This window comes from Weissella sp. ESL1177 (assembly GCF_058107185.1).
Genome location: NZ_CM176591.1, coordinates 1,818,965 through 1,834,532, shown reverse-complemented (window position 1 = coordinate 1,834,532; position 15,568 = coordinate 1,818,965). Strand labels below are relative to the sequence as shown.

Here is a 15,568-nt window from a genome sequence, read left to right as displayed (position 1 = left end):
TAATCATATCATGACAATACATAGTTAGAAACTATAATATATATTAAGTATAATAATTCACTAACATATTATCAAATGTTGAAATTGAATTTATCAATTAAATGAATTTTAATATATTAATTTAAAATATTTTTTAAATATTAAAGATATCATCCAAAAAATAGATTTAAATTAAATAACTTTTAAATATATGAACTCATTACCCTTCGTGAAAAAATTACACTAACTTAATTAAAAAATTAAATGTCAATATATCATTTTTATTCTAATCAACTAGATACCAACAAAGTTTCAATTAGTTTCTTCTCTAATCACTAATATTTTCATTAAACTGTCGATTTTTAAATGTTGATTTATACATAAAAATCACCTTTAAAGACTATTTTTATTCACAAAGATATAAACAAAAAGCAACTAAATTTTTTAAAAATCCAGTTGCCTAAAACCATTCACTTAAATATTTGATACTATCAATATAATTAAATACTTATCGAATAATTATATGTTTATTAACGTTTAATTTTTATTTCCTTTCTTATTATATATACCCAAAATACTCAATAAACTACTTAATGCAACAAACAAACTGGCTACGATAACACCCATCAATTTATTCTGATTATCATTTACATTCGTTTGAGGTAATAGCGCTTTCTTATTATTAATATTTGAATGGTGAGCTTTATTATCTATAGCATCATTCGATATGCTAATATCATTAATATTTGCACCTTGGTCATCTACATTAACGTTATTATTTATAGTATTTTGATTATCATTCACACCTGTAACATCATTATTCGTTTGATCAGTATTTTGTACTAAATGATAAATATAAGTGATATCAATGTTGTTAGTTGCAAATTGCCCCTTAGCAGTATTTGGCACTTTGGTCAAAATATAACCTGGTATTTGCTTGCCTTGTGTTGTGTACATAGATCCTATATAGCCTGTTAAAATATCATCAGCTGCAATTGTATTACCATTTTGATCAACGTAATGAATGGTTACTTGACCGATAGTTTTATCCAATATGAAATTAATTATTGTATCCTTCGTTGGATTCGTTGGTGTTATGACCGTTCCTGACGCTAACTCATGGCCATCACTATCAACTGCCGTATAACCTGGTACTGCTGGCACTGTAACTGTTCCTACCTGGGTTGGATCATTGTCATCATTTGGATAAGTGACTGGCGTTTGCGCAGGGAAGTTAGGATCATCTGATGTTGCTACTAAGGCTCCAACTGGGGCATACGTATACGTCACATCTGTCTGACCTGTTGTCACTGTTCCCGTACTATTGGCAGGTGTCTCGACTAAGACATAACCATTGATAACTGGGGCTGTTGTCGTATAGTCGTCACCTTGATTGCTTGTCATTGTTGTACTTGGTGCTAACTCATTACCTGTAGCATCAACATAGTGCGTTACCACTTGCCCTGTATTAGTAACTGGTACGTAATTAATCGTGGTATCCTTCGTTGGATCCGTTGGTGTTATGGCCGTTCCTGGCGCTAACTCATGGCCATCACTATCAACTGCCGTATAACCTGGTACTGCTGGCACTGTGACTGTTCCTACCTGGGTTGGATCACTATCATCATTTGGATAAGTGACTGGCGTTTGCGCAGGGAAGTTAGGATCATCTGATGTTGCTACTAAAGCTCCAACTGGGGCATACGTATACGTTACATCTGTCTGATCTGTTGTCACTGTTCCCGTACTATTGGCAGGTGTCTCAACTAAGACATAACCATTGATAACTGGGGCTGTTGTCGTATAGTTGTCACCTTGATTGCTTGTCATTGTTGTACTTGGTGCTAACTCATTACCTGTAGCATCAACATAATGCGTTACCACTTGCCCTGTCTTAGTAACTGGTACGTAATTAATCGTGGTATCCTTCGTTGGATCCGTTGGTGTTATGACCGTTCCTGGCGCTAACTCATGGCCATCACTATCAACTGCCGTATAACCTGATACTGCTGGTACTGTGACTGTCCCTACCTGGGTTGGATCACTGTCATCATTTGGATAAGTGACTGGCGTTTGCGCAGGGAAATTAGGATCATCTGATGTTGCTACTAAGGCTCCAACTGGGGCATACGTATACGTCACATCTGTCTGACCTGTTGTCACTGTTCCCGTACTATTGGCAGGTGTCTCGACTAAGACATAACCATTGATAACTGGGGCTGTTGTCGTATAGTCGTCACCTTGATTGCTTGTCATTGTTGTACTTGGTGCTAACTCATTACCTGTAGCATCAACATAGTGCGTTACCACTTGCCCTGTCTTAGCAACTGGTACGTAATTAATCGTGGTATCCTTCGTTGGATTCGTTGGTGTTATGACCGTTCCTGACGCTAACTCATGGCCATCACTATCAACTGCCGTATAACCTGGTACTGCTGGCACTGTAACTGTTCCTACCTGGGTTGGATCATTGTCATCATTTGGATAAGTGACTGGCGTTTGCGCAGGGAAGTTAGGATCATCTGATGTTGCTACTAAGGCTCCAACTGGGGCATACGTATACGTTACATCTGTCTGACCTGTTGTCACTGTTCCCGTACTATTGGCAGGTGTCTCGACTAAGACATAGCCATTGATAACTGGGGCTGTTGTCGTATAGTCGTCACCCAAAACGCCATTAGTCGTCGTACTATTTTCAATTTCACTGCCATTTTCATCAACATAATGCGTCACCACAGTACCATCTGCTTTAACATAAGTTAATGGTGTATCCTCACCTGGATTATCAATCGCTACTACGGTACCTGGCGCTACTACGGTACCATTATGATCAATAGCAATGTAACCTGGTACATCCGGTACGGTCACTGACAACACCTTACTTGGATCATTTGGGTCATTTTCGTACGTCATGTCACCCGGATTTGGAAAATCAGAATCTGTTGAACTAATGATTACATGGCCAACTGGTTCATAAATATAGTTAACATCAACATTACCATTTTCAAACTTACCAGTACTGTTTGCAGGTATTGCTTTTAACACATAACCATTAATAACTTTAGCATCACTAGTGTATGCATCACCAGTTCCTCCTGTTGTCATATCTGAATCAGACAATTCATCACCATTTTCATCAACATAATGAACTGTCATTGTACCAGTATCACGTTGATAAATAATTGGTGTATTAACAGCTGCATCAGCTGGCGTAATAACCGTTCCTGGTGCTAATTTACTGCCATCGACATCATAAGCTGTGTAACCTGGTACTTCTGGTACCGTAACTGTACCAACCTGAGTTGGATCATTATCATCATTTGGATAAACAACATTATCTATATTTGGAAAATTAGGATCCGTTGAACTAGGCACCAATGCACCAACGGGCTCGTATACATATGTCACATCTGTTTCATCATTAGTAATTGATCCTGTGGCATTTTCAGGAACAGAATCTAAGACATAACCATTAATAACTTTAGAATCAGATTGATAATTGTCACCAGTATTCCCTTCGATAATGACAGAATTGTCAATACTATTGCCTGCTTTGTCTACGTAATGAACAGTCACTTTACCTGTATCTCGCACATAATGTATGTTCGTATTTTCACCACGATTTGCTGGTGTAATGACAGTACCTGGATCTAATTTATTACCATCAACACCATACGCTGTGTAACCTGGTACTTCTGGTATCGTGACTGTGCCAACTTTTGTTGGATCACTAGCATCATTAGGATATGGTACTGCGTCAACTCCTGGGAAATCAGGATCATCTGATGTGGCAACTAATGAACCAACAAGTGCATACTTATAGGTGACCGTTGTCCCCGCCTTATCAATAACACCAGTTGCATTTCCCGGCTGAGCCGTTAAATAATAGCCATTAATAACCGGAGATTGTGTTTCATAATTATCACCCGTATTTCCATTAATAATGGTTTGATCTTTTAATGAATTATCATCTTGATCGACATAGTTAACCGTGACTGTACCAGTATCACGTCGATAAATTATATTTGTATTTTCACCCGGATTAGTTGGTGTAATAACCGTTCCCGGTAGCATTTCATTACCATCAGCATCAAATGCTGTATAACCTGGTACTTCTGGCAACGTCACTGAACCGACAGTCGTAGCATAATTGGGATTATTTGGATAAGTAATTGTCCCTGCATTAGGAAAATCATCATCAGGTGAACTAATGACAACTTGACCAATTGGTTCATAAGTAACCACTTGGTTAGAGTCTTGACTATCCTCTGTCAAATCATTAACCGCATCAATCTTACTAGTATCCGCATAATAACCATCTACTACAGGAGATGATACTTCATCAAAAGAAGTATCATCATTAACTGCTTGCCAATCTCCTGTTGATAATATTTCTCCCGTAACTTTATCAACAACAACATCACGATTAAACGTCACAGCATCTTTAGCAGCAGGTGCTGCCGTCGTCCCATCAGCAAATTGATAGTTAATTGTCTGTGAAACATTATGGGATACAGAATTAAAATCCGTCCCAGAAGGATAAACTGGACTATTAGGATCATCCGTATTAATTGGATTACCAGGGACCACCGGATTAGCTGCATTAATTGTCACTTGTCCGTGAACTAAAGTAATATTAAATTCCTGATCTTCTAATTCATTATTATCATAAACTGTATCAGGTGTTAACTCGTTATTTTGCAATTCATATCCTTGATTAATATAATTATTAATTTTTTCACTTGCATCATAATTAATTAACTCATCTGGCAAACCACTAATTTCTTCAGTTTCTAATTCTTTACCTGTTGTACCATCTATAAAATGAACAAGTGCATCCTCACTACCATAATAGTCAAAACTAGTTATTTTAAATAAATGTAAATTTTTTGCCCAACCAGTTGAAGCAGACATCATAAAGGCTGCTAAATTATTATCATAATTATTAATGTCAATTGTTTTACGCCACGTCAAAACATTACTATTAGTATCATAGGTTATAACTAGTTCATGTGTTGTACCGTCATAATTCATTGTAAAATCATGATATTGTCCATCAACAGCATCATTACCAATGACTTGATATCCATCTTCACCTTCATTTTGGGCTGTTTCTGGCCACCATACTTCAGGATAAGCATCATTATCGTTTGGATGCTTATATGTTGTCGTAACAAAGCCACCAAATGGTTCACCATTCGTATTAGGATCTGCTGATGTTCCAAATTGATCTGAAGCAGAGGTAGCATCAGGATTAGGATCTGCAGCATCATTATGCCAAGTATCTAATTTAAACCCAACTGCATGTTCTAGATTTCCCATACCATTACTACCACCAGATATACCAATATCTGAGGTATTACCATTATGAAATGCCATACCGATTCCATCAGCACCATCAGAATCATCGCCCAAGTTAACTTGACCTACTAATTGAAAACTTTGATTTAAATCAATTTTATTCTTTAATGTGAAATTTCCAACCTTATCATTTTCATCTGGTACAAGAGTAACAACACCCGTTTCCGCATCATAGGTGGCATCCCCATCTAAATCAAAATAATCCAAAAAATTTTCTTTAGTCACATGTGTTATTTCATTAGCTCTAACACCCACTCTTTTTAAAAAGTCTTGGTATGAAACTGAAACTGACTTATTTCTTGAATTCGTTGGATTATTTTGTTTTACAACTGTCGTTGATACCGGATCTTGATTATCTTCACTCACAACTTCACTTGTTGCTGTTGATGATTCTGCTGACTGATTACTCTCACTCACGGCTTCACTTGTTGCCGTTGATGATTCTGCTGACTGATCACTCTCACTCACGGCTTCACTTGTTGCCGTTGATGATTCTGCTGACTGATTACTCTCACTCACGGCTTCACTTGTTGCCGTTGATGATTCTGCTGACTGATCACTCTCACTCACGGCTTCACTTGTTACCGTTGATGATTCTGCTGACTGATCACTCTCACTCACGGCTTCACTTGTTGCCGTTGATGATTCTGCTGACTGATTACTCTCACTCACGGCTTCACTTGTTGCCGTTGATGATTCTGCTGACTGATTACTCTCACTCACGGCTTCACTTGTTGCCGTTGATGATTCTGCTGACTGATTACTCTCACTCACAACACTATCAGAAATTAATATGTTATCTTGTCTATTTGAAAGATTACTAGTTTCATTTATCGATATATTAGCGTCTGCCTCAACATTACTATCTATCGTTATAATACCTATGCCCATGGACGCTGTCATAATAGCACCAAAAAACCAACGTTTACCAGCTTTATACATCTTATAATGTAGTTTTGTGTTCATTATCTACCCCTCCAAAAATCATAAGAATACGTATTACCTTAACTACAGCTTAAATATAACACTTTTCATTAATAAATAATACTTTAATGACTTAAATCACATCATGAAAGCGTATAACAAACAGTTAAACAAAATAATCTAAATATACAAATGCATATTAATAAAAATAAGTAAATAAATTTAATTGTTTTAAAACACATACTTTAAAATATCAAAATAATAACATTTATATTTTTAATTACACTATCAAAAAAGCAACCAAATCCATAGTGAATTCAGTTGCTTAATGCTTAAGTTATTCAATTAAATAATTTTGCTATTAGTAATATTTAGCAATGGTATTAAAATCGCTTTATTTAAAATCTTCCTAATAACCAACACCTGCGCCTGCACCACCATTTGGATCCATAGTCGCACCACCGCCATAATTGCCAGCACCAGTACCAGTACCAGTAGTACCATATGTACTATCACTAGTTGTGCCATACGTACCCGCAGTACTAGTTGTTGTATTCGTTGAAGAAGACGTATTTTCTGACGGTAATCCATTTGCCGTTAATGTTGATTCTGCAACATGACCACCATAAAGTGATCCTGTTTTCTTATGCTTTAGGCCTAATGATGACCTCAAAACATTTGTGACACGTTGCTTTTCACTTTGTGTAATTAACTCTGAAGAACCTGATGTTAAGGTCACCTCAGTCCCTTGTGCATGATCTGTTTTGATTGTTTTTGTCGCACTGAGATACTTTGACGCAATCGTCAACATATCACCAAAAGTTAAGTCTGTTTTGGTTGAGTCCGAAATGGTACTCAAGAACTTTTGGTTAACCAAAGTTGTTGGATTACTCTTTGCTTTTTTCACAATTGCTTGCAAAACCAATCGTTGTCGTGCTTGACGACCATAATCACCTTGTGGATCATCATAACGCATTCGTGAAAATGCTAACGCAGCGGCACCATTCATCTTTGTATAAGTCTTTGTTGATCCACTCTTTGTTAATGTAAACGTAGAAGATCCTTTAGTAAAGTTATAAATAACATCACCCGTATTATGTGCAGTATATGGATTATAACCAAATGTTAATGGTGACTTGACCTGTACACCACCAATCTGATTAATAACTTTCTCCAAACCACCCATATTAACCAAGGCATAATAATCAATTGGGACATTCAACCACTTTTGAATCGTTTGAATGGTTGTCTTTGCTGATCCAAACTCATAAGCTGCATTTAGCTTTTGTGGGAATTGATTTTCATAGCCAATTGGTGCAATAACAGAATCACGTGGTAACGACATGATCGTTACTTTTTCCTTTTTGGGATTAACTGTCACTAACATCAAAGAATCAGTACGTCCTTTATATGTTCGATCGAGTTCTCCGGTATCGGTCCCCAACAATAAAATAGAAAATGGCTTACCATTTTTTATGACGCTAGAAACATTTCGTGATTTCGTTAATCCTGTTCCTTGATAAGAACTATCAATTGCACTTTTTGTGTTATTGTAAGCAATACCAAACATCACCCCAACAGCTAACACAATCAACGCAATGACTAGTAAAATAGCATTACGGATTGGATGCTTACGTGGTCCCCCCGATTGTGGCGCTTTATTGCCACGTGGTCCGCCTGTGCGTTTCCGCCGCTTAATTTCTTTATTCTCAGCTTCACGACGAGCCGATCGAGTTTGTGGCTCATTATCCATGAGCATCTCCTCTCTTAACTTCAATAATTGATTATATGTTACACTCTAAAAAAATAACCCTTATGAGTTTACAAAAATTTCCTTTGACAAAGCTTATAGTAACTTGTCTATCATACCATAATTTTAAATTTGGTAGATATAATCATCAATCAAAATTAAGAAGTCAATTCTAATTTATCTTTTTAAACGGCCACTGGCGCTTTAATGCTGGCATGTGGATCATAGTCGTGCAATTTAATATCCGCCATCGTGTAGTCAGCAATGTCTTTAACATCAGGATTTAATGTTATTGTTGGTAATGGTCGCATATCACGTTGCAACTGTTCGTTCACTTGTTCAATGTGATTTGAATAGATGTGCGTGTCACCAAAAGTATGAATAAATTCACCTGGTTCTAATCCTGTTTGTGCAGCGATCATATGAAGTAGCAGTGAATACGAGGCAATATTAAATGGCACACCTAAAAAAACATCTGCTGAACGTTGATACAATTGTAAACTCAATTTACCGTCTGCAACATAAAATTGGAACAACGTATGACAAGGTGGCAAAGCTTGGGTGGGGACATCTTCAGGATTCCATGCTGTCACAATCAATCGCCGTGAATTCGGATTTTGTTTTATTTGTGTGATAACATCCTGAATTTGATCAATAAATCCACCTTGTACCCGACGCCAATGGCGCCACTGTGCACCATAAACATCACCTAATTCACCATATTTTTGCGCAAATTCATCATCATTTAAAATGCGATCAACAAAGATCGTGTGTTGTTCGTCATACTGTGCTTTAAAATCCTTATCCACCAACGAGCGACGACCAAAATCAGTCATATCAGGGCCATCATATTCAACAGACTCGATCCAATTCTTAAACGCCCATTCATCCCAGATATGATTTTTATGTTCTAATAAAAATTTGATATTTGTATCACCGCGCAAAAACCACAATAATTCGCTCTTAATCAATCCAAAAGGCACTCGTTTTGTTGTCAGTAAAGGAAAGCCCTCGTTCATATCAAAACGTAACTGACGACCAAAAACTGATCGCGTGCCAGTCCCTGTACGATCTTCTTTGATAGCACCATTGTTCAATATATCCTGTGCTAAATCTAAATAACCCTGTTCATTTTTACTCATACGATGATATCCTTTCTATAAATATGATTCGAAATCAATTTTCTGTAAGTCACTTGATCCGACTTTAATTTGTTCAATCTCAACTTGTTTTGCTTGTAATAAATCTGCGACAAAATCATCATTATGATAGTTTCGTAAATAATTAATCTTCACAATACCTGCTTGAAGCAATAATTTTGTGCAATGCACACATGGAAAATCGGTCACAAATACTTGCGCACCATCAGCACTAATTCCCATCTTTGCTAATTGAATTAACGCATTTTGTTCAGCATGTACCGCTCGAATACAATGGCCATCGACAATTAGATCACCAACTTCCGTACAATGGGGCGTACCCGACACAGAACCATTATAACCACTTGCAATGATGCGTCCATCTTTCACAGCTACTGCGCCGACATGTAGTCGGGTACAAGTACTACGTGCAGCTAAGATGATCGCCTGAAGCATAAAATATTTATCCCAAGTAATACGTTCATCTTTCATTTTTTTAACCCCTCTTCATATGTCCTAGTTGTTCCTAATATTAGCAAGGATACCTTCCAATGAAAAGGCTTGAATTTTACGAAATACCGAAAATATCTAATAGCGCCTACTACATTTATTTAATGACATTTTTATATACCAAAAACATGTTAAAATAGCTACTATTTTTTTGAATTTACTGTTGCAAAAAGTAGACATAGGCAAGATTGATTTTAAATTTCATTTATGTTAAAATAATAATAACTTTGGTTTATCTATTTTTAGAATAACATTCACGATTCACGCAGCGATTTCATTTGTCGCTGGCTATGGGGGTGCCCCATGAGAGGAGTTCTTATGCCTGCAGCATTAGCAGAAATTAAGCAACAATTAGATGCACACATCGGTGAACAAATTACTTTGACAACCCACGAAAGTCGTCACCGCACCATTGAACACCAAGCAATCGTTCGCAATACCTTCCGTTCAGTTTTCGTTCTTGATTTAGAACAAGATGGTCACGAATTTGATCGTGCTTCATTTAGCTACACCGACATTTTGACAGAAAACATTGAAATTGATTTCGATTAATATATTAAAAGCGCTGATTATAATGACATCACATTATTATAATCAGCGCTTTTATTTTATGATTCATTCGTATGTTGATCTTGCTTTGCTAAACGCACCACTTCAAATTCGTTAATATATGCATCCTTAAAATCTAATGGTGTAATCGCAAAATTTTCTAATTCTATCGTATCGCCTGCATTAATATCAGGGAACTGTTCAATAATAAATCCTGTCAATGTCACCATATCTGATTTATCAAAAGCATGGATATCTGTTTTAAAATATCGTTCAAAATCATAAACGGTCATTTTACCAGATACTTTATAATGCATCTGTTGCTTATCATCAGAACCAAGCTTTTCAACTAAGTCATCAACCACCCAGTCAACTTCATCACGCACTGAACCAAATAATTCCTCGTAAATATCCTTATCCGTTACGATGCCTGATGTACCACCATACTCATCTTTCACAACAATCATAGGGGTCCGCTTTGAAATCATTAATTTCAAAACATCTTGAATTGGCATATTTTCTGGAACTGTTGGCATATTACGAATAATCTTACGAATCGATGCTGTCCGGTCGACTTCTACTTGGCGCATAATATCATAATTAAAAATATAACCCAATATTTTATCTTTATCTCCATCAGCAACGACAGGGAATCGTGAATGTTTTGTTTCAAAATAAGCATGTAGTGCATCTTCAATACTATCCGTCACATCGACAACTAACAGCTGCGTACGATCAATCATAATATCGTTAACAACTTTATCATTCATTTCAAAAGCACGTTCCATAAAGACATAATCTTCATTTTGTAACTGACCAAATCTAGCTGCATTACGTGATAAGCTCAATATTTCGGCTTCTGAATAAACTTCATTATCTTCAGACGCTGTCCGCAAACCCATTAAATGAGTTGCACCAGTCGCTGACTTGTTGAGTAACCAGACAAATGGGTAAAACAAAACGTGAAATAGTCGTAAAGGACCAGAAACGAACAGTGCCACTTTAACTGGAAATTCAATCGAAACATTTTTAGGTACCAACTCAGTTAATACCACTTCAATATACGTCAACAGAATCAACGCCACAATTGATGCAATCGCTGCAGCACTCGTTCCTGTCATTTCTTTCAAAACACCACCTGCCAATAACAGGTGCGCAATTGTTTCTTCACCCATCCAACCTAAGACTAAACCGGTGACCGTAATACCAACCTGGGTTGTTGAGAGATATTCATTTAGATTATCAACCATATGAATGGTTGCAGCAATTTTACGTGATGGCTTTTCACGAGCTTCTTGTAATTCAACTAAGGCACTACGACGCACTTTAACCAAAGCAAATTCAGCAGAAACACATAATGCTGCAAACATTAATACTAAAATTATTACAATGATTGATATAATCAATCTTCCTTCACTCAAATTAATTTCCTACTTTCAAATATAATGACACCAATTAAACATATTATATCAAATTTTTTATATTTAGAGACATACCTAATCAGTCTCATCTAATTTGAGTTACTTCGATATATCATGCTTAGCAACCGTTTTTATTTTAAAAGGCATCAAATCCTCCAAAACATTGGAATTTGATACCTTTCTTGTATTTTATTTATTAGACCTAACGAATGATACAATCAAACGAGGTTAATGTTTATTCTCTTTATCATTATTATCAGCATCGTCTGATGTATCAATTTCCGTAGCAGGTAGAGCAACCACCTCAAACTCTTCGATATAAGCATCTTTAAAATCAAGCGCTGTGATTTCAAAATTAGCAATGTGAATTGCTTGGCCAACATGGAAATCTGGGTGTTCATCCAAGACATAACCAGTTAACGTGACTTTTTCCGACTCTTCAAAAGATTTAATTTCTGTCTTAAAGAAACGTTCAAAGTCATATAACGTCATCTTACCAGATACTTTATAGTGCATATTACCAGCAGTATCTGAACCCATTTTTTCGACTAAATCATCAGCGACATCGTCAATTTCATCTCGAACTGACCCAAATAATTCTTCATAAATATCTTTATCAGTCACAATACCAGATGTCCCACCAAACTCATCCTTTACAACAACGATTGGTGCACGATGTTCAATCATCTCTTGTAAGACTTCTGTGATTGGTTGCGTTTCAGAAACCGTTGGTAAGTTACGTAATACGGTACGAATTGACGCATTTGGACTGATTCGTCCTTGACGAACCAAATCATATGAAAAGACATAGCCAAGAATCTTATCTTTATCATTATCTGCAACAACTGGCATTCGTGAAAACTTTTCTTCTAAATACAAATTCAAAGCATCTGCAATAGAATCTGTGACATTCACAACCGTCAGTTGCGTACGATCAATCATAATATCAATTGCTTCTTTGTCATTCATGGCAAATGCACGCGTCATAAACGTTAAATCTTCTTCATCAAGTTCCCCTGCATCAGCAGCATCTCTGGATAAAGATAAAATTTCAGCCTCGGAATAAATATCTTCATTAGGATGGGCGTCAAATCCCAAAACCTTAGTAAAGAAAGCGGCCGCACGATCAAACAACCAAATTAATGGGTATAAAATCACATGAAAAAACATAACAGGTCGAACGATCGCTAATAATATTTTGACAGGCTGATCAATGGCGATATTTTTAGGTACCAAATCAGTAAATACAGCATGTATAAACGTAAAAATTAAAATAGCAGCGATTGATGCGACACTATGTGCAATAGCAGCTGGCAAAATATTTGCATTGATAATCAAAGTGGCGATAAAGTTTTCACCTAACCAACCTAAAATCAATGATGTTAATGTAATACCAACTTGTGCTGTTGATAGATATTCTGATAGATGGTCCAACATATTCAATGCATGAGAAATCTTACCTGAAGGCTTCTCACGTGCTTCTTGTAGCGCACGCAAAGAACTAGGACGTACTTTAACCAATGAATACTCCGTTAAAGTGAACAAAACAGCTAACAACAAAATAACAATGATAATCACCAGATTAGTGATAATAGACGGACCGGAATCCATGACATACCTTCTTTCAAAATTGGTTATAATTTTAATTATACCAAATGGCGTTACTTACTGTACACACCTGATTCAACTAAAGCATTATGCAATATGATAAATTGTTCCAACGATAATTTTTCTGCACGAATCCGTGGATCTAAGTCAATCAACGTTAATGCGTTAGTTAACTTCACTTTCATTTCATCATCTTTACCAAAAGCTGTCATTAAATTATTCCACAATGTCTTACGACGCATCGTAAAACCAATTTTGAATAAATTAAATAATTGCTTTTCGTTATGTGGCAATGTTTGTAAAGGTTCGCGTGGTGTTAATGAAATAATCGCTGAATCAACATTTGGGTTTGGCACAAATGCCGTTCGTGAGACCGTAAACGCTAAGGTCGCATGCATACGGTATTGCACAGCTAATGTTAATGCACCGTAATCTTTTGTCCCCACCTCTGCAGACAAGCGATTGGCCACTTCTTTTTGCATCATCACAACGATATTTGCAAATGTTACTTCTGATTGCAGTACCTGCATTAAAATTGGTGTTGTGATGTAATAAGGTAAGTTTGCAACTAATTTCAACGGAGCATCTGGATCACTAAAATGTTGCTGAATCGCCTCTGCCAAATTTACTTTTAAAATGTCTTGATTAATAACTTTGACATTATCATAAGGTGCCATAGTATGTTCTAGCACTGGTATCAAACGATCATCAATTTCAAATGCTAAGACTTCCTTTGCTGCCCGAGCCAGCTGCTCAGTTAAAGCACCAATACCTGGTCCGATTTCAATCACATTATCTGTTGGTTGAACATCTCCAGCGGCAACAATATTTTTCAAAATATTAATATCTGTCAAAAAATTTTGACCCAAAGATTTTTTTGTATTAATACCAAAACTATTCATAATGGCCTGCGTCCGCATCGGCGTCGCAATATCTGGCACATCTGTCATTATTTTTCCTCATCTATTTTCCATAAAACTTGTAAGACTTCTTGTTTCTTAATACCAAACATCGTTAGGCGTTTCATTAATTGTTTACCGTTAACGTAACCTAAGCCCATTTTTTCAGCCACATATTCCCGTCGTTTTGCTGCATCACGGCCTGACATTAAGCCCCATTGCCGTAAATCCGACAACGAAATATCTGATTGCACGGTTTTAGTTGGTGCTGTGTAGACTGACTGAAGTGCCATACGCAACACTGCCGGTGTCGCATACTCAATACCTAAACTATGATGTTTAATCTGACGCCCTGCTTCATCTTTCGTTAAAAAAGCATGCTTGGCATCCGGGACAGCTGTACTAATTAATTTTCTTAATCGCTCACCATTAAAATCAGGATCAGTAAAAACAATGATGCCCCGTGTTTTTGCTGCTTGTTTAATCGCTGCAATCGTTTGTTCACTCAATGCTGAACCATTTGTTTCAATTGTATCCGCTATCACCGCATGCCGTAAGGCTTCCGTATCTGCCCGTCCTTCGACAACAATCACTTCTTTAATTTTCATTAGTCTGTTGATCTAAATGCCATAAGCGATGGGCATTATTTGTTGTTATTTCAGCAATTTCGTTATAGGTTTTTCCCAATAAATCAGCAATATGTTCTATTGTATAATGAACATACATTGGCTCGTTTGGCTTGCCCCGCATTGGTGTTGGTGCCAAGTAAGGCGCATCCGTTTCAACCAATAATTTATCTAGTGGCACTGATTTCACGGTCTCTTGTACTTCTTTGGCATTCTTAAAAGTTGCGATCCCTGAAAATGAAATATACATCCCCAAGTCAATAAATTGCTGTGCTTCTTCGGGCGTACCCGTAAATGAATGCATCACGCCACCAAATTCTTCAACATGAGCTTCTTTCAGCAAATGATACGTATCCTTGATTGCGCTGCGTGTATGCACCGTTACTGGTAATTTAAATTCGTGTGCTAAATCCAATTGTTGTTGAAAAGCACGCTTTTGATCTGTTGATGATGGATTTTCATCCCAATAGTAATCTAATCCCGTTTCTCCAACACCAATCACGGCATCATCTTTTAATTGTTCACGATAAATTGCTAGTGCTTTATCATTGATTTGCGCAATATCTTCCGGTTGCCAACCAATAATAGCGTGCATCCCCTCAAATTCATGTGCCAATTGAATAGCCCGTTCATTAGATTGGATATCAAAACCAACAATGTTCATCTCAACAATCCGAAACTCACGCGCACGAGCCCAATAAGCTGCGACATCATGCCAAAACGTATCATCATTTAAATGTGTATGCGTATCATAACCGTTTGATGGTCGTTTTCCTGAATTATAAATTGACATGTTCAGTCC

At 36.8% G+C, this 15,568-nt stretch carries 10 protein-coding genes; 1 reads left to right on the top strand and 9 read right to left on the bottom strand.

Going from position 1 to position 15,568, the window contains the following annotated elements:
• Positions 1–516 precede the first annotated feature (516 nt).
• From AC3B5D_RS08895 to AC3B5D_RS08880, 4 genes are all read right to left on the bottom strand, one after another.
• Entirely contained in the window at positions 517–6,306 is a 5,790-nt protein-coding gene (locus tag AC3B5D_RS08895) for a MucBP domain-containing protein (RefSeq protein WP_489840381.1), read from the bottom strand.
• 367 nt (positions 6,307–6,673) lie between these two features.
• Positions 6,674–8,017: an LCP family protein gene (locus AC3B5D_RS08890; RefSeq protein ID WP_489840382.1), complete on the bottom strand. Its 1,344-nt coding sequence runs from the start codon at positions 8,015–8,017 to the stop codon at positions 6,674–6,676.
• Positions 8,018–8,199: 182 nt separating this feature from the next.
• The gene (locus tag AC3B5D_RS08885) at positions 8,200–9,156 is read right to left on the bottom strand and encodes a thymidylate synthase (RefSeq protein WP_489840383.1); all 957 of its coding nucleotides are present in this window, start codon (positions 9,154–9,156) and stop codon (positions 8,200–8,202) included.
• Positions 9,157–9,171: 15 nt separating this feature from the next.
• Complete coding sequence (locus AC3B5D_RS08880) at positions 9,172–9,645, bottom strand: deoxycytidylate deaminase (RefSeq protein ID WP_489840384.1); 474 nt, start codon at positions 9,643–9,645, stop codon at positions 9,172–9,174.
• 336 nt (positions 9,646–9,981) lie between these two features.
• Here AC3B5D_RS08880 and AC3B5D_RS08875 point away from each other — a divergent pair, with 336 nt between their 5' ends.
• On the top strand, positions 9,982–10,215 hold the full coding sequence (locus tag AC3B5D_RS08875) for a Veg family protein (RefSeq protein WP_489840608.1): 234 nt from the start codon (positions 9,982–9,984) through the stop codon (positions 10,213–10,215).
• Positions 10,216–10,271: 56 nt separating this feature from the next.
• On the opposite strand, the gene AC3B5D_RS08870 is transcribed toward AC3B5D_RS08875, so the two are convergent.
• From AC3B5D_RS08870 to AC3B5D_RS08850, 5 genes are all read right to left on the bottom strand, one after another.
• On the bottom strand, positions 10,272–11,633 hold the full coding sequence (locus AC3B5D_RS08870) for a hemolysin family protein (protein WP_489840385.1): 1,362 nt from the start codon (positions 11,631–11,633) through the stop codon (positions 10,272–10,274).
• 228 nt (positions 11,634–11,861) lie between these two features.
• Positions 11,862–13,244, bottom strand: coding sequence for a hemolysin family protein (locus AC3B5D_RS08865; RefSeq protein ID WP_489840386.1), 1,383 nt, complete (start codon positions 13,242–13,244; stop codon positions 11,862–11,864).
• 50 nt (positions 13,245–13,294) lie between these two features.
• Positions 13,295–14,191 carry a 16S rRNA (adenine(1518)-N(6)/adenine(1519)-N(6))-dimethyltransferase RsmA gene (gene rsmA / locus AC3B5D_RS08860; protein ID WP_489840387.1) on the bottom strand — a complete coding sequence of 299 codons (897 nt, stop codon included), beginning with the start codon at positions 14,189–14,191 and terminating at the stop codon, positions 13,295–13,297.
• A complete protein-coding gene (gene rnmV, locus AC3B5D_RS08855; RefSeq protein WP_489840388.1) occupies positions 14,191–14,748 on the bottom strand; it encodes a ribonuclease M5 in 558 nt (185 codons plus the stop codon). The genes rsmA and rnmV overlap by 1 nt, the downstream gene beginning before the upstream one ends.
• Positions 14,738–15,559, bottom strand: coding sequence for a TatD family hydrolase (locus AC3B5D_RS08850; RefSeq protein WP_489840389.1), 822 nt, complete (start codon positions 15,557–15,559; stop codon positions 14,738–14,740). Before AC3B5D_RS08850 ends, rnmV begins: the two co-directional genes overlap by 11 nt.
• Between the last annotated feature and the right edge of the window lie 9 nt (positions 15,560–15,568).